We start from the raw sequence: 17,466 nt of genomic DNA on the forward strand, positions 1-17,466 counted from the left end.
GGCCACCATCGACCCCGGACAAACGCTCATCGAGATGCCCAGAAGGAACATGCTCGACTCTCCCTGACCTGCCACCGCCCCGCTGATCGAGCCAGTCGAGATCCCGAAAGACAAGCCGCGTTCGCGACTCACGTCACCGGGTCCACTTCGACAAGCTCAGCACAGCGTCGACAAGCTCGACCAACGGCGCCGGCGACAGATTGCAGCTCCGGCAGCTGTGTTGCGTTAGCGCTTGAGGTTGGTGAGCTCCTGCAGCACCTCGTCGGAGGTGGTGATGATGCGGGCGTTCGCCTGGAATCCGCGCTGGGCGACGATGAGGTTGGTGAACTCCTGCGACAGGTCCACGTTCGACATCTCCAGGGCCCCGCCGGTGAGCGAGCCCAGTCCGGTGGAGCCGGGAGCGCCGAGTTCGGCGGTGCCGGAGTTGAAGGTGGCCCGGTAGCCGTTCGAGCCGGTCTTCTCAAGCCCGCCGGGGTTGGTGAACGTGGCGAGGGCGATCCGGCCCAGCGCCTTCTGCTCGCCGTTGCTGAACAGGCCCACCAGGGTGCCGTCCTTGCCGAAGGAGTACGACTCGAGCGAGCCGGCGGCGCTGCCGTCCTGCGACTTGACCGCCGCTGTGCTGATTCCGGCGAGGCCGGTGAGCGCCGACATGTCCACGTCGATCCCGTTGATGGTCAGAGTGCCCCCCGAGACGAGTGCGCCATTGGTGAATGCCAGAGCAGGGGTCGCAACGGCGGTTGTTCCGCCGTCCACGCCGCTCACGGTCCATCCGCCGCCGCCCGTGCTGGTGAACGTGAGGGATACCGTGCGGGCTGCACCGGCCGCGTCGTAGGCCTTGACGTCGCGGAGCAGGCTGGTGCCGGCGGCCGCATCCGAGGGCAGGTTGCCATCCATGGCGACCTTCGTCGTCTTGTCCCCCGCTATGACGGTGTTGATCGGCAGGGTCAGGTCCCTGACAGCGCCGCCCTCGTTGACCACGCCGTCGACCGCGCCCCAGCCCTGCACGATCGCGCCCGACGGGGTGACGAGGCGGCCGGCGGAGTCGAAGTCGAAGGAGCCGGCCCGGCTGTAGATGGTTTCGCCGCCCTGCTGGGTGAGGAAGAAACCGTCGCCGGAGATCAGCATGTCGGAGGCCTTGCCGGTGGCCTGCGACGACCCCTGCGCGAAGTTGGTGGCGATGCCGGCGACCTGCACCCCGAGGCCCACCTGTGCCGGGTTCGTGCCGCCGGTCGTGGCGCTCGGGCCACCGGCGCCCTGGGTGAGCTGGGAGAGAGTGTCCTGGAACTGGGTGGCGGAGGCCTTGAACGCGGTGGTGTTGACGTTGGCGATGTTGTTGCCGGTCACGTCGAGCATGGTCTGGTGGGCGCGAAGGCCGGAGATACCGGAGTACAGGGAGCGAAGCATGGGAGCTTCCTTTCGAGAGAGACTGCAGCGGAAGTGGGTGTGCGGTGATGTCGTTCGGGTGCCGGGCCGGCTAGTCACCCGGGTGACTGGCAGCTTGGTGACTGGCGGACGGGCGATGAGAGGCGGCGAGAGGCGGATTCGCGCGTGGTTCACGCGGAGCGCGGTCACCCCGTCGGGGCGGTCACCCCCGAGATCGCGTCCAGAGCCACGCTGGCCGTGCCGATCGTGACCTGGGGCACCGGGCCGGCGTAGGACACCGCTGACGCGATGCCGGTGACGCTCGCGCCGGCGGCATCCGTGTAGGTGACGCTCTGGCCGACGAGGGCTGCCGCAGCCGTGCGCATCTGCAGCGAGAAGTTCTCGTCCGCTGTGGTGGACAGCGCGGTGAGCTTCTCCATCATGGCCAGTTGGGTGGTCTGGGAGATCATCTGGTTGGTATCCATGGGCGAACTCGGATCCTGGTTGCGCAACTGGGCCACCAGAAGCGACATGAAGGTCTCGGAATCGAGAGTCTGCTTAGGCGTGCGCACCGGGGTCGTCGAGTAGAGGCTGGTTCCAGCGGTCGAGTCGGTTGCGGCGGTGGACACGGAGCCGACGGCGTCGACGGTCATGGGATCTCGTTTCTGGGAGGCTGCATGCGGTGAGGGGTGCGGGGTGGGGTGGTGCTGGGCGGCGGGTCAGGCGAGAACATCGACACGCCCCCTGGTCTGGTCGGGTCGGGCCGGGTCCACCACGGCATTCGCGGCTGCGGCATCGGCGTCGATCGCAGGGGACCGCAGCCACTGGTCGGAGGCACCGGACTCCCGTCGGCGGTCGTTGGCTCCGCGCGGATCTCCGCCGAGCGCCGCGTTGCCCTGGCCTGGCTGGTCGGCCGTGGGGCGGTCCTGCCGGCCTGACGAGCCGGCATCGCCGGGCTGGCTGCGCGCGGAGACGTCCAGGCTCGCCGGCAGTGCGCCGACGGAAAGGTCGCGGCGCAGGTCGGGCAGGATGAGCCGCAGGGCGTCCCGCGCAGCGTCGGTGGGGGCGAACAGCTCCAGACGGATGCCGGCGGCGCTGATCCGCGCGCGCACCAGGACCGGCCCGAGATCGTCGGGAGTGACGCTGATCGACATCGTGTGTTCGCCGGGACCGGCGGCTGCCAGGGTGAAGAGCGGACGCGCCACCTGGCTCGCCAGCGGCACCGGAACGGCGGGAACGGTCGACGGCGCCGCCGCCAGGGCACCGGCGGGGGAACCGGTGACGGGCAGGGAAGCAACCGGCCCGGAGGAGGCCTGCGGAACCAGGCCGGCCGACGGGGACTCGGCACCGGCGGGTTCACCTGTGTCCGCGCCGTGCGACCGGGTCGACCAGACAACGCTGGCGGCGCCGTCGACGGCAGTCCAGGCCGCGGCAGTCCCGTTCGCCACAGCGCCGGCCGCCCCGGTTCCGGTCGCCACGGTTCCGGTCGCCCTGGTTCCGGCCGCCACGGTTCCGGTCGCCCTGGTTCCGGCCGCCACGGTTCCGGTCGCTCCAGTGCCGGTCGCCACGGTTCCGGTCGCCACAGTGCCGGTCGCCACAGTTCCGGTCGCCACAGTTCCGGTCGCCACAGTGCCGGTCGCCACAGTGCCGGCCGCTGCAACGCCGGAAGCGACAACGCCGGTCGCGCCAGTGCCGGTACCCATCAGGGCGGGCCCGGTCGCGGCAGTTCCGGTCACGGCGAGGTCGGCGTCGGCGCTGCCGGACGCGGCCGGCGACGCGGGCCCGGTCTGAGCGGTCCCGGTCAGGGCGGTCCAGACGGGTGCGCCGGACTGTGCGGACGCCTGGGCCACCTCCTGGGCCATCGGCTGGGCCATCGATGACGCCAGCCCGGCTCCCGACGCGAGTCCGACGTCGCCCGGTTCGATCGTGACGGTGCCGGGGTCGGCGCCGGACTCTGCGTCGCTAGTCGTTCCGGCTGGCACCCCTCCGGCCACGGCTGCTGCCGGGTCGGCGACAGGCACGAGGGTCGTGGCAGACTCGGATCCGGGCTGACGTGGCGTGACCGGAGCGGATGCGCCCGGCACGGGCCCGGCAGGAACGAACGCGTCCGGCGCTGACCCACGGGGTTTGTCGGGGAGTTCGGCGTCGGTGAGTTCGGTGTCGGTCAGTGCTGCGTCGGTGAGTGCTGCGTGGCTCGGGGCGGCATCGCCCGCGGGCACGACCCCTCCTCTTTCGGTACCGTGCGGCGCGGGCCCTGCGGTCGCAGGGCTGCCAGGCGCAGGGGCCGACGCGGGTCGGCTGGGTGCAGTGGCATCGAAGTCGGCGCGGTCGCACACCGCGTGCACCGCGGCGATACGCCGTACTCCGGCCGAGCCGGCGCTGGTATCCGGACCGGACACGGCACCGCGCAACGCTCCCGCGAAGGTATCGGCACCGCCGGACGGATCCGGCTGGGACCCGCGAGACCCTCGGCCGGGGGCGACGCCGGCCACTCCCGGGGAACGAGGGAATTGCGCCGAGGCGGTCGAGGTCACGAGGACAGTCCCGACGTGGACAGTGCCGACGCGGACGCGGAGCCGGTGAACATCGACGCGAATGCCGCCGTGAGCAGGTCGGTGGAGCTCGATGCCACGCCGGCGGTGGCCGCCTGATCGGGGATCACCCGGCGGATGGTGGTGATCTCCGAATCGTCCATGTATGCATCCACCTTGCTGACCGTTCGTCCCTCGTAGGGAGCGTGGATCACCTGGTTGTTGCCGGCATAGATCAGGATGTGGTCGCCGCCGCCGGTGACGATGAGGTCACCGGGCTTGGCCTCGGCCAGCGACGCCACCTCCGTGCCAATGGTCATCTGCCCGGACACCAGCCGGGGCACCTCGATGCCGAGGTCGGCGTAGACGCGCTGCACGAGACCCGAGCAGTCCATTCCGGTGCTGTCTTCGCCCCCGAACACATACGGCACGCCCAGATACTTCTCGGCAGCCGCGACGACTCCGGCGCCGGTCGCCCCCGAGCCGGTGGTGCCGGAAGTCGTGGCCGTCGTGCCGGTGGCCGCAGCGAGGGCACCGGCGAAGCTGGTCGCGGAGACGGACGAGCCGGCGGTGCTTGCCGCCGCGCCGCTGAGAGTGCTGCTCGTCGCCGCCCCGGTACCGCCGGCGACCAGGTCGCCCAGCTGCACCAGCCTGGCCTGGATCTCGCCCATCCGGCCGAGCGCATCCACCATCGTCATCGCTTCTCCCTCGTTGGTGCCCCGCCGGGACCCGGTGACCCGGTGCCGGCGCGTTCGTCGCCCAGCCGGCGGTGCCAGCCCGTCGACGCGATTTCGTCGATGATGGTCTGTTCGGCGTGCAGGTCTTCGGCGGCGGCCAGGTCGCCGTGGCGCCCCTCGAGCTTCTCCAGGCTCACCGCGGCGGACTTCCTCGCCTCGAACTCGCGTTGCGCGTCAGTGACGCTCTGCTGGGCGACGGTGTCGAGGGCCGCGAGTTCGGCCAGCATGCTGCGGGATGACGCCCGGGCGGCGGCGATCGCGTAGAGGGTGTCAGCGCCGGTGGCGTTGATCGGCAGGTGCTCGAGCGCGGCTCGGGTCTCGTCGATGCGGGTCGCGGCGGCCCGCAGACGCGCGTTCGCGACGGCGAGGTCTCCCGCGGCCTGGTCCTGCTGCAGGTGCCGCAGGCGCAGCAGGCCGGCGAGCGAGAACGCGCGGCTCATCGGGTGCCGCCCAGCAGCCGCGCCAGCGCGGCCAGTCGGTCCCAGGCCTCGGCGGCCGGGGTGTGCTCGTCCATCCGCTGCTGCAGGAACGCCGTGATGGCCCCGTCGTGCTCGACGGCAGCGTCGACCAACGGGTTGGTGCCGCGGCGGTAGGCGCCCACGTCGAGCAAGTCCTGCGCGGCGCGACGGGCGGCGAGCACCGCGCGCAGGGTGCCGGCCACGGCCGCCTGTTCCGGCGTCGTCACCCGCGAGGCCACCCGGGAAATCGAGGCGAGGGCGTCGACGGAGGGGAAATGGCCGAGCACGGCCAGTTTGCGGTCGAGCACCACATGGCCGTCGAGAATGGAGCGGGCGGCATCGGCGATGGGTTCGTTGTGGTCGTCGCCGTCGACGAGCACCGTGTAGATGCCGGTGATCGAACCGGCCTGGTCGGTTCCGGCTCGTTCGAGCAGCCGGGCGAGCAGCGAGAAGGTCGACGGCGGGTAGCCGCGGGTGGCGGGCGGTTCGCCCACCGAGAGTCCGATCTCGCGCTGGGCCATCGCCACCCGGGTGAGCGAGTCCATCATCAGCATCACGTCGGCGCCCCGATCGCGGAACGACTCGGCGATGCGTGTTGCGACGAAGGCGGCCCGCAGGCGCATCATGGCCGGCTCGTCCGAGGTCGACACGACGACGATCGACCGGGCCAGTCCCTCGGCACCCAGGTCGTCTTCGAGGAACTCGCGCACCTCGCGGCCGCGCTCGCCCACCAGGGCGATCACCGACACTTCGGCATCCGTTCCGCGGGCGATCATCGACAGCAGCGACGACTTGCCCACGCCGGAGCCGGCGAACAGGCCCATCCGTTGGCCCTTGCCCACTGTGGTGAGGGTGTCGAGCACCCGCACCCCCAACTGCAACGGCGACTGGATGCGCGACCTGGCCATGGCGGAAGGGCTGGCGTGGTCGAGGGGCACCCGCTGCTCCACGACGAGTGGCCCCTTGCCGTCGATGGGGCGGCCGAGCCCGTCGATCACCCGGCCGAGCAGGCCGGACCCGGTCGGGACGAGGAAGCCGGTGCCGCCGCCGCCGGCACGCACGGGATCGCCGACCCTGATTCCGGTGAGCCTGGCCAGCGGCATGCAGCGCATGCCGTCAGGGGTGGTGGCGACGACTTCGGCGTCAACGCCGCCGGTGCCGGTGCCGGTGGCTGTGGCAGCGCCGGCGCCGGTCTGGGTTCCGATGCCAGGTCCGCCGATCACGACGAGGTCGCCGATGGCGCCGTTCAGCCCGCGCACGTCCAGGCTCAGTCCGACGATCGACGACACAACGCCCACCCGCTCCGGGCGGGCCGCCGCCAGGGCACGGGCCAGGCGGTCGGTGCTGTCCGGCCTGGTGAGGGTCACGACACGCCTCCGGCCAGGACCGCCCTGGCCCGCTGCAGGGCACTGCCGATGCGGGCATCGAGATAGCCGTCGGGGAACTCGCTGACGGCGTCGCCGCGGGCCAGGGTCGCATCCGCCACCAGGGTGACGCCCGACCCGGCCACTGTGGAGGCATCGAGCACGGCCAGGTCGTGGGGGTTCAGCCGCACGGTGTGGCCGACCGGCGACCCCGCCTCCACGCCGGAATGGGTGCGTCCCAGCGCGGAGCGCACCGCGGTCGCTTCATCGGCAAGGGCATGGCCGATGATCGCCTCGGCCAGGTCGATGGCGGCGCCGAGCAGGGTCTCCTCGGCGTCACGGAGCACCGGCACGGTGCGGATTTCGAGCGCGCGGACCGCGGCGTTGAGCACCTCCAGCCTGCGGTCGCGCTGCTGGGCGGCCGCCCGCATCAGCTCGGCGTGCTCGGCCTCGAGACTGGCCACCCGCAAGTCGACCGCCGCCGCCGCCGCCCGCAGGCCCTCGGTGTACCCGGCAGTATGGCCCCTGGCCTGCCACTGGCGCTCTAGCCTGACGCGGTCGTCGTCCTGTGCGCCGCGCGCCCCGCCGTCGGCGAGGGTGGGAAAGACCAGCGCCGAGAAGTCCGTGTCCCCCGGGCCTGCCGCACCGGTTCGAGCCGCGCTAAACAACGAAGTCATCCTCGTCGGCCCGCTGCACGGTAATGGCGCCCTGCGCGGCCAGGTCGCGGATCGACCGCACGATGGTGGCGCGGGCTTCCTCGACCTGCGAGACCCGCACCGGCCCGAGGTTGTTGACCTCGTCGTTGAGGATCTCGCGGTTCCGCTCGGAGAGGTTGCGCTGGATGATGTCGACGACCAGCTCGGTGGACCCCTTCATGGCCACGGCCAGCACTGCGGCGTCGATGCCGCGCAGCACCAGCTGCACATCCCGGTTCTCCAACTTGATGATGTCCGCGAAGGTGAGCATGCGTGAACGCACCTCTTCGGCGAGCACGGGGTCGCGTTCCTCGAGCGCATCGAGCAGGGCCCGTTCGATGGTGATGTCGGCGCGGTTGATGATCTCCACCAACGGCTGCACACCGCCGACGACCTCGGCGGAGTCCCGCGACGCGGCAACGGCTCCGATGCGTTTCTTGAGGATGTCGGTGACCACCCGCACGGCCTCCGGCGTGGCCGGCCCGGTGGAGGCGATGCACTGGGCGACGTCGGTGCGCACCGGGCCGTCCAGCCCGGAAAGGATCGCAGAGGCGTGCTCGGGTCGCAGATGCGCGAGCACCAGGGCTATGGTCTGCGGCAGTTCGCCGTCGAGCAGGGCGAGCACCTGCAGCGGGTCGACGGTGTCGAGGAACTCGAACGCCTTGCCGGCCATGGAGGTGGCCACCCGGCTCATCACCCCGGCGGCCCGCTCGGCGCCGAACGACTTCTCCAGCAGCCCGACCGCCACGGCATGGCCGCCGCGCGGGTTGCGGGCGCCGATGGTGGTGAGTTCGTGGAACTCGGCGACGGCGCTGTCCATGACCGACGCGTCGACCCGGCGCAGCTGAACGATCTCGGCGATGATCTCGGCCGCTTCGACCTCGGAGAACTGCTTCATCACCTCGGAGGCGCGTTGTTGGTCCATGGTCATCAGGACCACGGCCACCTTCTGGGTACCGGTCAGGCCGGTCTTGGTGTCCATCAGGCCGGCTGCCGATCGTCCATCAGGCCGCGCAGCATCTCGGCGGCCATCTGCGGGTCACGCAGGGCGAGGGCGTCGATGTCGGCCACCCGCTGGTCGCCGCCGCCGAGCAGGGCGCCGGGGCCGCCGCTGAGCGGGTACGCCTGGGTGGGCAGGGGGTCAATGTGCAGGGGCACCATCTGAGGCGGCAGCGCGAACGGCACGGTCGGCGCATCCAGCGCGGACCGCGCCTGCACCAGGTCGCTCAATTCGATGGCCTGGCGGCTCTGCCGGCGTGAGCGCCTGGCGTAGAGGATCAGTCCGAGCACGAACGCGATCACGGTGCCGGCCACGATCAGGCCCACCTGCAGGATGCCGGCGTTGCGGGCGGCCTCCTCGGCGGCGGCGGCCTCGGCGAGGGCCGCAGCAGCGGCGTCGGCGCCGGCGGCGTTGAAGCTGACGACCTCCACGGTCACGGCGTCTCCCCTGGCCACATCGATGCCCGCGGCGGAGGACACCAGGCTCGTCACGTCGGCGACGTTGAGGTCGTCGGCGACGGCGGAGTTCACCGCCACCGAGACCGTCTGCCGGTTGATCTCCCCGGCGGGCACCGTGCGTGTTTCGGTGACCTTGTTGATGGCGTTGTTGCGGGTGGTGTCTTCGCTGGTGAAGGTGCCGTCAGCCGTGGTTTCGGCCGGGACGGCGATGTTGTCCGGTCCGAGCACTCCGGCCGCGGCATCCCCGGCACCGGTGTACGACTCTGTCGTCACGGCTTCGTTGAGGGCAGGGGCGTTCTCGGGAACGGTGAATGACTCCTCGACGACCTGGGCGCTCTGGTAGCTCATGTCCGCGGCGACCACGACGGTGGCGTTGCCCGGTCCCACGACCTTGTCCAGCATGGCCTGCACCGAACCGCGCACCCGTTCCTCGTAGTCGCTGGCCTGCTGCCCGGCCGACCCGGTGGCCCCGACGCCGACCGCGGACAGCACGACGCCGGCCGCGTCGATGACCGCGACATCCGTGGGCGCCATGCCGTCGATGGAGGCGCTGGTGAGGTGCACGATGGCCTGCACCTGGTCGGCGTTCAGGGTCACGCCGTTCTGGGTGCCCACGAAGACGGATGCGGTGGGATCGTTGGTCTCCTCGGTGAAGACCGTAGCCTCGGGGATCGCCAGTCGCACCGAAGCGGTCTGAACGCCCTTCATGGCCTCGATTGTCGCGGCGAGCTCGCCCTCGAGGGCACGCTTGTAGGTGACCGACTGCTGGAACTCGGAGGCGGTGACCCCCATGGTGTCCAGCAGCGAGTAGCCGCCGGTGCTCGACGAAGGCAGGCCGGCGGCGGCGGACTTGAGCCGCTGGTCGTAGACGTCGGCCTCCGGCACCAGGATGGTCGCTCCCCCGTCGCTCAGCTCGTAGGAGACACCGTCGGTGCGCAGCTGCTCCACGATGGTATTGGCGTCGGAGCCGCTCAGGCCCGAGTACAGCGGGGTGTACGCCGGCTGGGTGGCCCACATCGTGAGCGCTGCCGTGCCCAGGGCGAGAACGGCGACGCCGATGATGGCCATGGTGCGCTGGGCGACGGTGAATTCGCGAATGGCGTTGCCCAGCCGACGGAACACCGACGTGATCTGAGCGGGCATCAGGCCTGCATTCTCATGATGTCGTTGAACGCTTCGACACCCTTGTTGCGCACGGCGGCGACGAGCTCGAGGGTGACCTGCGCCCGCGAGGCCGCGATAGTGGCCGTGTGGATGTCGTCGAGGTCGCCGGTGACGGCTTGGATGGCGTAGCTGTTCGACGTGGACTGCAGCTGCTGAAGGTTGTCGACGGCCCCGGTGAGGGCGCTGGCGAATCCGGTGTCGGAGGATTCCACGGCGCTCGTGGCGGTGCTGGCGGGCAGGTAGGCCGTGGCGCTGACGGCGGGTGCCGACCCGATGGCGGGGATGGTCATCAGGAACGTCCGATCTGCAGGGCGGCTTCGTAGGAGGTCTTGGCCCGGTCGATGACAGCGGCGTTGGCCTGGTAGCCGCGCTGGGCCATGATCAGCTCACCCATCTGTTCGGCCAGGTCGATGTCGGGCCGGCGCACGTAGCCGTCGGCATCCGCGATGGGGTTGTCGGGTTCGTAGACCAGCAGGCCCTCTGCGTCGCCCTGCGCGGTGCCGGCGACGTAGGCCCCCGAGACGCCCTCACCCTCCTGGGCGACGATGTACCGGGCCTGGAAGGCATCCCCGGAGGTGGCCGTGGCGGTGTTGGCGTTGGCGATGTTGTCGGCGACGGCGTCGAGCCACTTGCGGTGCAGGGTGAGGCCGGTGCCGGCGATGCCGAGAGCGTCGAGGCCCATCAGCTGGTCCGAAGCGCGGCGCGCATGCTCGTGTCGGCGCCGGTGACGGCCTGCGCGGCGAACTGGTAGCGCAGCACGGTGTCGATGTTTGAGACGGTTTCGGTGTCGAGGTTCACATTGTTTCCATCCAGCCGAGTCGGCTCCAGCGACCGGGCCGTCGTGGCCGCGCTGTGGCCGTCACCGGCCTGCACCGACTGCGCGAGGGCGTCCTCGAAGGAGACCCGCTGGGCCTGGTAGCCGGGGGTGTTCACATTCGCGATGTTGTTGGCGATGGTTCGCTGACGCAGGGCCAGGCCGTCCAGGGCGCTGGACAGCGCCGCGCTGGTCACGGATTCGATCACGCAAGGCCCGTTTCGTCGTCAAAGTGCTGGACGGCCGATCCGTGGCCTGGAATGAGCAATCCGTGCTCATCCGTAGCTATCGGCCGTCGACGACGGTGCGTTAGGACTTTTCAGGAATGTCGTCAGGGGATTTGACGAGTCAGCCCGCGATGTCGAGATAGACGGGCTGGTCGGAGCTGTGGGTGGAGAGGATAGTGCGCACGGCGGCCAGGTGGGCGCCGGCCGAGCGGCGCGCATCCTCGATCTCACGGATCAGTTCGAGCTGCCCGGTGAGCAGCATTCGCGCCCGATCCTCGAGTTCGCGCGGGAGCTGGCCGATGTACTCGGGGGCACGCCACTGCACCCCGGTGACCAGCCTTCCGCCCTGGGCGGAGAGCACGGCATCCCTGGCACCGCTCCCCAGGCTCGCCTCGAGGTCATCGAGCACCTGCAGCCATTCGGAGTTGCTGGTGCGGGGCTCCCCCGGCGCGCCAACGCCCGGACGGGTGCTGTGGGGCCGGGCACTGCTGGAGTGGACCTCAGGCGACTCCACGGTAGCCCTCTCCGCTCGGCGCCATCTGCGGTGCCGGCAGCGCACCGGCGGCTTCGTGCCAGGCCTGGCGCAGCGGCTCGAGCAGGACAATGCTCTCACGGGTGCGGGCCACATCACGGTGGATGTTCGCGCCGATCAGGGCGTTCGACACGTAGGTGTAGATGGCGAGCAGCCCGTCGGCTCCGTCCCAGGCGGTGACGTTGAGCGAGGTGGTGAGTTCGTCGACGATGGCCTGCGCGTGCAGGAGGTTCTCGGAGGCGACCGGCCAGTTCTCGTCGTCCTGGGCTGCCTCCGCGCGGGCGAGGTCGAGCATCAGCCTGTCGTAGAGCATGGTGAGCAGGCGCACCGGCGTGGCCGAGAGCACGGCCTCGCGGTTGAGCTGGGCGCGCTTGGCTTGCGCGGCGGCCAGCTGGGCCGTCGACGGCTGGGCTGACTGCTGCTGCGCTGACAGCAGCGGCGCGGAAAGTTGAGGCGTGAACAGTGCTGTGGTCATCAGCTTGAACTCCCTGTGTAGGCGTCGGGTAGCGAGGCGATCTGCGAGGTGAGCCAGGAAGACTGCGCTTTCAGCTCCCCCAGCCTGGATTCCATGGCCGTGTAGACCCGCTCGAGCGAGGTGCGCTTCGCGGTGAGCCTGAGGTCCCAGTCGCTGATCTCCAGGCCCATCGTGCGCACCTGGGACTGCTGGCTGGTGATGGTGGCGGTGAGGGTGCCGTCGTACTTGTCGGAGGCCACAGCGGCGGCGCCGGCCACTCGGCCGGAGATTTCCTGCACCGTCTTCATTACACCCGCGGGATCCTTCGCCAGGGCGGCGGCGAACTTCTCGGCGTCGAATTCCAGGGTGCCGGTCTTGGTGAGGCTGATGCCGATCTCCGACGGGGAACGCCCATCGACGGGCATCGAGGCCGAGGTGATCAGGTTCTGCCTGACCGTGCGGATGGTGCCGTCGCCGGCGAAGAGCCCGGCGGTGGTGACGCTCTTGCCCGTGGAGTCGGTGGTGGTCGACACCGCCGTGCGGCTGGAGATGAGGGCGAAGATGTCGTTGAGGCCGGTCACCAGGCCCGCGGCGATGGCGGTGATCGCGGTGTCGTCCCTGGCCACGGTGAGGGTGGCCGGTGTCGTCGACACCGCAGAGACCGTCACGTCTAGGCCGGGGAGAAGGTTGGCGAAGGTGTTGGTGCCTGAGGTGATGACCTGTTCGGCGGAGGTGCCGGCCCAGAGTGTCACCTGGGCGTCCTGGGCGGCCTTGACCTGCGTGGTCGGCACCGTACCGCCGGTGACGCTGAAGGCGGCGGCGGCGCCGGGAGCCGTGCTGCTGAACTGCAGGCGGTACCCATCGGCGCCCACGGCGACCTTGGTGGCGGTGATGCCGAGCCCGGCGGTGTTGACGGCCGTGACGACGTCGTCGAGCGAGCCGGATGCCGGGGTTATCACGGTGGCCGTGCCGCCCGCGTTGGTGAACGTCAGGGTGCTGTCCGGCCAGGCGGTGAGGGCGCCGGTGACTGACACCTGATTCTGGGCGAGCCGGCTGACCGTGACGTCGAGCACGCCGGCGGCGATGCCGGTGCTCGTGGTGGCGGTGACCTGGCTGGAACTGCTGGTTGCGGAGTAGAGGTTGTAGCTGGCGGGCTTGGCGGCTGCTGTTGCGGTGTCGGCCAGGGCCGCGACCTTGGTGTTGAGCGCCTGAACGGCCGTGGTGTAGTTCTGGGCGGCGCTGACCTTGCCCTTGAGCAGGGTCTGCGGGATCGCCTCGACGGCGATGAGGTTGTTGATCAGGGTCGTGGTGTCCTGGCCACTGATCAGGCCATCGATGGAGAGTCCCATGTCCGCCTTTCCGTTCCATTCGTCTGCGGGAGTGCGAGTGGCCGAGGGCTCGCGCGTACTGAGGTCCAGGTCAGTTCGCGCGTGCCCCCGGCCGATTCTCGGTCAGTCGACGATTCGGCTGGGCCGGGCGTCAGTCGTCCGCGATCTAGCGCAGCAGCGTCAGGACGCCCTGGTTGGACTGGTTCGCCTGCGCGAGCATGGCGGTACCGGCCTGCGACAGGATGCTGGAGCGGGTGTACTTGACCATTTCCTCGGCCATGTCAGTGTCGCGGATACGCGAACCGGCAGCGGTGAGGTTCTCCTTGGAGACGGCCAGGTTGCGGATGACGCTCTCGAACCGGTTCTGGTCGGCACCGAGCGAAGCGCGCGACGTGGACACAGCCGTGATGTTGGTGTCGAGCGTGTTGATCGTCGTCAGTGCAGCAGCAGAGTCGGCGAAGCCGGCGGCCGCGAGGCCGCTCACCGTGGTGCCGATTGCCGCGACGTCGGTCAGTGTGACGTTGATCTGGTCGGCGCCAGCAACGCCGCCCGCGCCGATCTGGAAAGTCAGCGGGGTGGTGGACGCCGCGTTGTCAAGCAGCTTGATGCCGTTGAAGTTGGTCGACTCGCTGATGCGGGTCAGTTCCTTGCCCAGGGCAGTTACTTCGGTGGCGATGGCCTTACGTGAATCGGCATTGTTCGAGCCGTTACCAGCCTGAACGGCGAGGTCACGAACGCGCTGCAGAATGGTCTGCACCTCGCTCAGGGAACCTTCAGCGGTCTGGATGACCGAGATGCCGTCCTGGGCGTTGCGGCTGGCGACCGTGAGGCCACCGACCTGCGACTTCAGTCCCTCGGAGATGGCCAGGCCGGCCGCATCGTCCGCTGCGCGGTTGATGCGGAGGCCGCTGGAGAGGCGCTCGAGCGACTTGGCCATGTCGGTCTGGGTCGAAGCCAGGTTGCGGTACGTGTTGTTTGCCGCGAGGTTGGTGTTGATCTGCATACCCATGATGTGTTCCTCCGTGATTGGGTGGTGTTCGCCGGCCCATCCATGGGCTGACACAGAGACCTATCGGCCCCACCGCGCGGCGCGTTAGCCGTTGCTGGAGAAAAGTTCGCGGGCGTCCAGAGTGACCGGCTCCGCGTGGGCGATGTCGGCGACACCGGCCAGCCCGTCGACCGTGGAAACCCCGAATGAGGCAGGAGACGCCGGAGTCGTGGAGAGCGTGGGCACAGCATCCGGCATCCTGTCGTGCGCCAGGTGGGCCATGCCGAGCATCGCCTGGTCGGCCAGGCGCGACAGGTAGGCGCTGCGGCGGGCCGGTGCCACGGTGGACTCGGGCACGTATTCGGCCTCGGCGTCGTCGGCGTAGTGGGTGCCCAGGCCATCACGCAACAACCGGATGGCCTCTGATCGCTGCTGGGACACCGCGGAGTGGGTGATGCCCAGGTCTGCGGCGATCTCCTTGACCGAGCGGTCCTCGAAGTACACCTGCTCCACGATCAGGCGCATCCGCTCCGGGAGTGCGACGACGGCGGCCCGCACGTAGGCGAGACGTTCGGCGGACAGCAGGGACTCCTCGGGAAGCACGGTGTCGGCGACGAGGAATTCCGCGGTGGTGTCGTCGAGGGCGGTGAGGGTGCGTTCGGAGTCGGCCAGTCCGGCAAGCGCGGTCTCCCGGTCGACACCGAGGGCTGCGGCGACCTCGTCGACGGTGGCGCTGCGGCCCAGGGCCGCGGCGAGGGTCTCCTGCACCTGGCGGGTGTCCTTGATCCGGCGGCGGGCCATCCGGGTGGCCCAGTCGTTTGAGCGCATCTCGTCGGCGAAGGCGCCGATGATGCGGCGGCGGGCGAAGGCGCCGAATGGCACGCCGAGGGCCGGGTCGAACGCATCGGCGGAGGTGACCAGGGCCAGTGAGCCGGCGGAGGCCAGGTCGTCGCGGGAGAGATGGCGGGCCTTCGCCCAGACTTCGGAGACGAGATAGCCGACGAGTGGCAGGTTGTCTACGACAAGCCGGTTACGTTCCGAACGGTTCAACGGTTGCCCTCCTGGTTGGTGCCGGCGTTGTTCTCGCTGACGGTGGACGCAAGACGAATCTTGCGTTTCACTGCCGGGTAAGCGCGCGTGAGGGGTGACGTCGTATCAAGAGCGCAGATAGCCCACCAGAACCGGGGTTCGGGTCCCGTTTCAGTGCGTTTGCGCCTAGATATAACGGTAACAACCGCACTTGTCGATTCTGGCTCAGACCTGCCCCCAGAACGGGGCATCCGGCGTCCTCTCTTTAGAGGACACCTAACCAAGCGCGAGAACCGGCCGACAGTGCCACCGAACGAGCATGGCCTCGTACGATAGACCAACGGATTTTCAACAGCGGGAGGGCAGTGACGACGTGAGCGCCAATGAATTGTCTGCCCTGCTGTGGCGCGAACGTGAGCTGCTCGAACTGCTCGTCTTCAAGCTCGACGAGGAACAGCTGCTGCTCAGCGCAGGCCGCACCCGGTGGGTGCAGCACGCCACCCGCGAGGTGGAGCAGGTTCTCGAGCTGGTCCGCGAGGCGGGACTTGGCCGTTCGGTCGAGGTCGCGGCGCTCGCCACCGAGTGGGGTACCTCCCAGGACGCAACGCTGAGCGAACTGGTCCAACAGGCGCCCGCCGGCCCGTGGGGCGACATCCTCACCGCGCATCTGACGGCCATGACCGAGCTGATCGCGCAGATCCGCAGCCTGCGCGACGTGAACGAGCAGTTCCTGCGTTCCGCCGCCCGCTACACCCAGGAATCCCTGGCCGGCGTTGACGCGCAGGCCACCACCTACGATGCCCGGGGAGCCTCCGGCGCCCAGGCGACCGGCGCCCGACTCTTCGACCAGAGCCTGTGAGAACCCAACCCGTGACCAACGCATGAGCACCTTCGGCGGACTGAACACCGCATACACCGGACTGGTCGCGGCGCGCGCCGGCCTCGACGTCGTCGGGCAGAACATCGCCAACGTCAACACCGATGGGTACACCCGCCAGCGGGTGACGACATCCTCGACGACCGCCGCCGCCCGCGCCGGACTGGTCGCGTGGGGCGCCGTGCCGGGCACGGGCGTGTCCGTCGACGGAATCTCGCGCCTGGGCAGTGCCACCTTGGACGCCAAGGTGCGGGCGACCGCCGCGACCGCCGGCTACGCCGCCGTGCGGGCCAATGCCCTCGGTTCGGTCGAGAACTCGCTCAAAGAACCCGGCGTCAACGGCCTCTCCGACCAGCTGCAGAAATTCTGGGCGGCCTGGCAGGAACTCTCCAACGGCACCAATACGGCCGCGGCCGCCGGCGTCCTGCTCGGCGAGGCCGGAACGCTCACCTCGCAGATCAACACCGGATACCGGGCAGTGACCGATGAATGGGCCGCCGTGCGCAGCAGCACCGACGCGCTGGTCACCGAGGTCAACGGTGCCGCCAAGCAGGTCGCCGAACTCAATGGCGTGATCCGCCAGACCCTCGCCTCCAGCGGGTCGGCGAATGAGCTCATCGACAAGCGCGATGGGCTCACCGCCACCATCGCCGCCATCACCGGGGCCAGCGTGCGCCCCCAGGCCAACGGCACCGTGGACGTCCTCATCGGGGGAAACCCCCTGGTATCCGGCACCGACGTGCAGGTGCTCACGGTGTCCGGTCCCACCAGCCTGTCCGCCGGCAATGGCCCGGTTCAGCTCGAATGGGCCCATCACCCTGGCCAGCCCGTTGTCGTGGACGGTGGCGAACTCGCCGGCGCCCTGTCCCTGCTGGGACCCGCTGATGCCGACGGCACCGGAGGCGCCCTCGCCGAGGCCGCGGCCTCCTACAACGGCTTCGCCGCCTATCTGGCCGACACCGTCAACGCGATCCACCAGACCGGGGCCACCAGCACCGGCGTAACCGGCCTGGCGTTCTTCACCTACGTCGACGGCAACGCCGCCGCGACCCTGGGCGTTGTGCCCACGACCGCCGCCGGCATCGCCGCCGGCACACCCGGCGCCGGAGCGGCCAACGGCACGGTGGCCGATCAGATCGCCCAACTGGGCGCGGGACGGGCCGTGGGTGCCACCGGGCCGATCATCTCCCCCAGCGCAGCCTGGTCCGACTTCGTCACCAAGCTCGGCGTCGACACCGGCATCGAACTCGCCCAGGCCTCCGCGGCGAACCTCTCTGCCACCTCGGCCGTCACCCTGCAGCTGTCCAACTCCTCCGTCGACATCGACGAGGAGAACGTCAACCTGTTGACCTTCCAGCACGCCTACCAGGGCGCCGCCAGGGTGATGACGGCCGTGGACGAGATGCTTGACACCCTGATCAACCGCACCGGTCTGGTGGGAAGGTAAC

At 69.9% G+C, this 17,466-nt stretch carries 19 protein-coding genes; 2 read left to right on the plus strand and 17 right to left on the minus strand.

Annotated features, from left to right (window positions below):
* Window positions 1–225: 225 nt before the first annotated feature.
* The 17 genes from E3O42_RS17650 to E3O42_RS17730 form a co-directional block, all read right to left on the minus strand.
* Window positions 226–1,404, minus strand: coding sequence for a flagellar hook protein FlgE (locus tag E3O42_RS17650; RefSeq protein ID WP_134455467.1), 1,179 nt, complete (start codon window positions 1,402–1,404; stop codon window positions 226–228).
* Window positions 1,405–1,568: 164 nt separating this feature from the next.
* The gene (locus tag E3O42_RS17655) at window positions 1,569–2,015 is read right to left on the minus strand and encodes a flagellar hook assembly protein FlgD (protein WP_134455469.1); all 447 of its coding nucleotides are present in this window, start codon (window positions 2,013–2,015) and stop codon (window positions 1,569–1,571) included.
* A 66-nt stretch (window positions 2,016–2,081) separates the two neighbouring features.
* Window positions 2,082–3,581: a flagellar hook-length control protein FliK gene (locus E3O42_RS17660; RefSeq protein WP_134455471.1), complete on the minus strand. Its 1,500-nt coding sequence runs from the start codon at window positions 3,579–3,581 to the stop codon at window positions 2,082–2,084.
* A gap of 311 nt (window positions 3,582–3,892) precedes the next feature.
* The gene (locus E3O42_RS17665; RefSeq protein ID WP_134455473.1) at window positions 3,893–4,591 is read right to left on the minus strand and encodes a C40 family peptidase; all 699 of its coding nucleotides are present in this window, start codon (window positions 4,589–4,591) and stop codon (window positions 3,893–3,895) included.
* On the minus strand, window positions 4,588–5,070 hold the full coding sequence (locus tag E3O42_RS17670) for a flagellar export protein FliJ (RefSeq protein WP_174844291.1): 483 nt from the start codon (window positions 5,068–5,070) through the stop codon (window positions 4,588–4,590). Before E3O42_RS17670 ends, E3O42_RS17665 begins: the two co-directional genes overlap by 4 nt.
* Window positions 5,067–6,455, minus strand: a complete 1,389-nt coding sequence (locus tag E3O42_RS17675; protein ID WP_134455475.1) for a FliI/YscN family ATPase — start codon at window positions 6,453–6,455, stop codon at window positions 5,067–5,069. Before E3O42_RS17675 ends, E3O42_RS17670 begins: the two co-directional genes overlap by 4 nt.
* The gene (locus E3O42_RS17680) at window positions 6,452–7,129 is read right to left on the minus strand and encodes a FliH/SctL family protein (protein WP_134455476.1); all 678 of its coding nucleotides are present in this window, start codon (window positions 7,127–7,129) and stop codon (window positions 6,452–6,454) included. Before E3O42_RS17680 ends, E3O42_RS17675 begins: the two co-directional genes overlap by 4 nt.
* On the minus strand, window positions 7,113–8,129 hold the full coding sequence (gene fliG, locus E3O42_RS17685; RefSeq protein WP_134455477.1) for a flagellar motor switch protein FliG: 1,017 nt from the start codon (window positions 8,127–8,129) through the stop codon (window positions 7,113–7,115). Before fliG ends, E3O42_RS17680 begins: the two co-directional genes overlap by 17 nt.
* On the minus strand, window positions 8,129–9,748 hold the full coding sequence (fliF, locus tag E3O42_RS17690) for a flagellar basal-body MS-ring/collar protein FliF (RefSeq protein WP_134455478.1): 1,620 nt from the start codon (window positions 9,746–9,748) through the stop codon (window positions 8,129–8,131). The genes fliG and fliF overlap by 1 nt, the downstream gene beginning before the upstream one ends.
* Window positions 9,748–10,059 (minus strand): flagellar hook-basal body complex protein FliE, encoded by a 312-nt coding sequence (gene fliE / locus E3O42_RS17695; protein ID WP_134455479.1) that lies wholly within the window; start codon window positions 10,057–10,059, stop codon window positions 9,748–9,750. The genes fliF and fliE overlap by 1 nt, the downstream gene beginning before the upstream one ends.
* Complete coding sequence (locus E3O42_RS17700) at window positions 10,059–10,451, minus strand: flagellar basal body rod protein FlgC (RefSeq protein ID WP_134455480.1); 393 nt, start codon at window positions 10,449–10,451, stop codon at window positions 10,059–10,061. Before E3O42_RS17700 ends, fliE begins: the two co-directional genes overlap by 1 nt.
* On the minus strand, window positions 10,451–10,792 hold the full coding sequence (locus E3O42_RS17705) for a flagellar basal body rod protein FlgB (protein ID WP_134455481.1): 342 nt from the start codon (window positions 10,790–10,792) through the stop codon (window positions 10,451–10,453). The genes E3O42_RS17700 and E3O42_RS17705 overlap by 1 nt, the downstream gene beginning before the upstream one ends.
* Before the next feature lie 139 nt (window positions 10,793–10,931).
* Window positions 10,932–11,324: a hypothetical protein gene (locus E3O42_RS17710; protein WP_134455483.1), complete on the minus strand. Its 393-nt coding sequence runs from the start codon at window positions 11,322–11,324 to the stop codon at window positions 10,932–10,934.
* Window positions 11,311–11,817: a flagellar export chaperone FliS gene (fliS, locus tag E3O42_RS17715; RefSeq protein WP_134455484.1), complete on the minus strand. Its 507-nt coding sequence runs from the start codon at window positions 11,815–11,817 to the stop codon at window positions 11,311–11,313. Before fliS ends, E3O42_RS17710 begins: the two co-directional genes overlap by 14 nt.
* Window positions 11,817–13,145 carry a flagellar filament capping protein FliD gene (gene fliD, locus E3O42_RS17720; RefSeq protein ID WP_134455485.1) on the minus strand — a complete coding sequence of 443 codons (1,329 nt, stop codon included), beginning with the start codon at window positions 13,143–13,145 and terminating at the stop codon, window positions 11,817–11,819. The genes fliS and fliD overlap by 1 nt, the downstream gene beginning before the upstream one ends.
* Window positions 13,146–13,290: 145 nt before the next feature.
* Window positions 13,291–14,133 (minus strand): flagellin N-terminal helical domain-containing protein, encoded by an 843-nt coding sequence (locus E3O42_RS17725; protein WP_194092320.1) that lies wholly within the window; start codon window positions 14,131–14,133, stop codon window positions 13,291–13,293.
* 84 nt (window positions 14,134–14,217) lie between these two features.
* The gene (locus tag E3O42_RS17730; RefSeq protein ID WP_134455486.1) at window positions 14,218–15,162 is read right to left on the minus strand and encodes a sigma-70 family RNA polymerase sigma factor; all 945 of its coding nucleotides are present in this window, start codon (window positions 15,160–15,162) and stop codon (window positions 14,218–14,220) included.
* Window positions 15,163–15,514: 352 nt separating this feature from the next.
* Between E3O42_RS17730 and E3O42_RS17735 the strand changes: the two genes are divergently transcribed.
* Entirely contained in the window at window positions 15,515–16,000 is a 486-nt protein-coding gene (locus E3O42_RS17735) for a flagellar protein FlgN (protein WP_134455487.1), read from the plus strand.
* Between the two features lie 22 nt (window positions 16,001–16,022).
* Window positions 16,023–17,465 carry a flagellar hook-associated protein FlgK gene (gene flgK / locus E3O42_RS17740; protein ID WP_134455488.1) on the plus strand — a complete coding sequence of 481 codons (1,443 nt, stop codon included), beginning with the start codon at window positions 16,023–16,025 and terminating at the stop codon, window positions 17,463–17,465.
* The last annotated feature ends 1 nt before the right edge of the window (window position 17,466 follow it).

It is taken from the genome of Cryobacterium adonitolivorans, assembly GCF_004402695.1.
Lineage (GTDB): Bacteria > Actinomycetota > Actinomycetes > Actinomycetales > Microbacteriaceae > Cryobacterium > Cryobacterium adonitolivorans.

Bases quoted from the DNA above. Each gene is read 5' to 3' on its own strand.
- E3O42_RS17650 (WP_134455467.1), bottom strand. From the start codon at position 1,404: ATGCTTCGCTCCCTGTACTCCGGTATCTCCGGCCTTCGCGCCCACCAG.
- E3O42_RS17655 (WP_134455469.1), bottom strand. From the start codon at position 2,015: ATGACCGTCGACGCCGTCGGCTCCGTGTCCACCGCCGCAACCGACTCG.
- E3O42_RS17665 (WP_134455473.1), bottom strand. From the start codon at position 4,591: ATGACGATGGTGGATGCGCTCGGCCGGATGGGCGAGATCCAGGCCAGG.
- E3O42_RS17670 (WP_174844291.1), bottom strand. From the start codon at position 5,070: ATGAGCCGCGCGTTCTCGCTCGCCGGCCTGCTGCGCCTGCGGCACCTG.
- E3O42_RS17680 (WP_134455476.1), bottom strand. From the start codon at position 7,129: ATGACTTCGTTGTTTAGCGCGGCTCGAACCGGTGCGGCAGGCCCGGGG.
- fliG (WP_134455477.1), bottom strand. From the start codon at position 8,129: ATGGACACCAAGACCGGCCTGACCGGTACCCAGAAGGTGGCCGTGGTC.
- fliF (WP_134455478.1), bottom strand. From the start codon at position 9,748: ATGCCCGCTCAGATCACGTCGGTGTTCCGTCGGCTGGGCAACGCCATT.
- fliE (WP_134455479.1), bottom strand. From the start codon at position 10,059: ATGACCATCCCCGCCATCGGGTCGGCACCCGCCGTCAGCGCCACGGCC.
- E3O42_RS17700 (WP_134455480.1), bottom strand. From the start codon at position 10,451: ATGGGCCTCGACGCTCTCGGCATCGCCGGCACCGGCCTCACCCTGCAC.
- fliS (WP_134455484.1), bottom strand. From the start codon at position 11,817: ATGACCACAGCACTGTTCACGCCTCAACTTTCCGCGCCGCTGCTGTCA.
- fliD (WP_134455485.1), bottom strand. From the start codon at position 13,145: ATGGGACTCTCCATCGATGGCCTGATCAGTGGCCAGGACACCACGACC.
- E3O42_RS17725 (WP_194092320.1), bottom strand. From the start codon at position 14,133: ATGGGTATGCAGATCAACACCAACCTCGCGGCAAACAACACGTACCGC.
- flgK (WP_134455488.1), top strand. From the start codon at position 16,023: ATGAGCACCTTCGGCGGACTGAACACCGCATACACCGGACTGGTCGCG.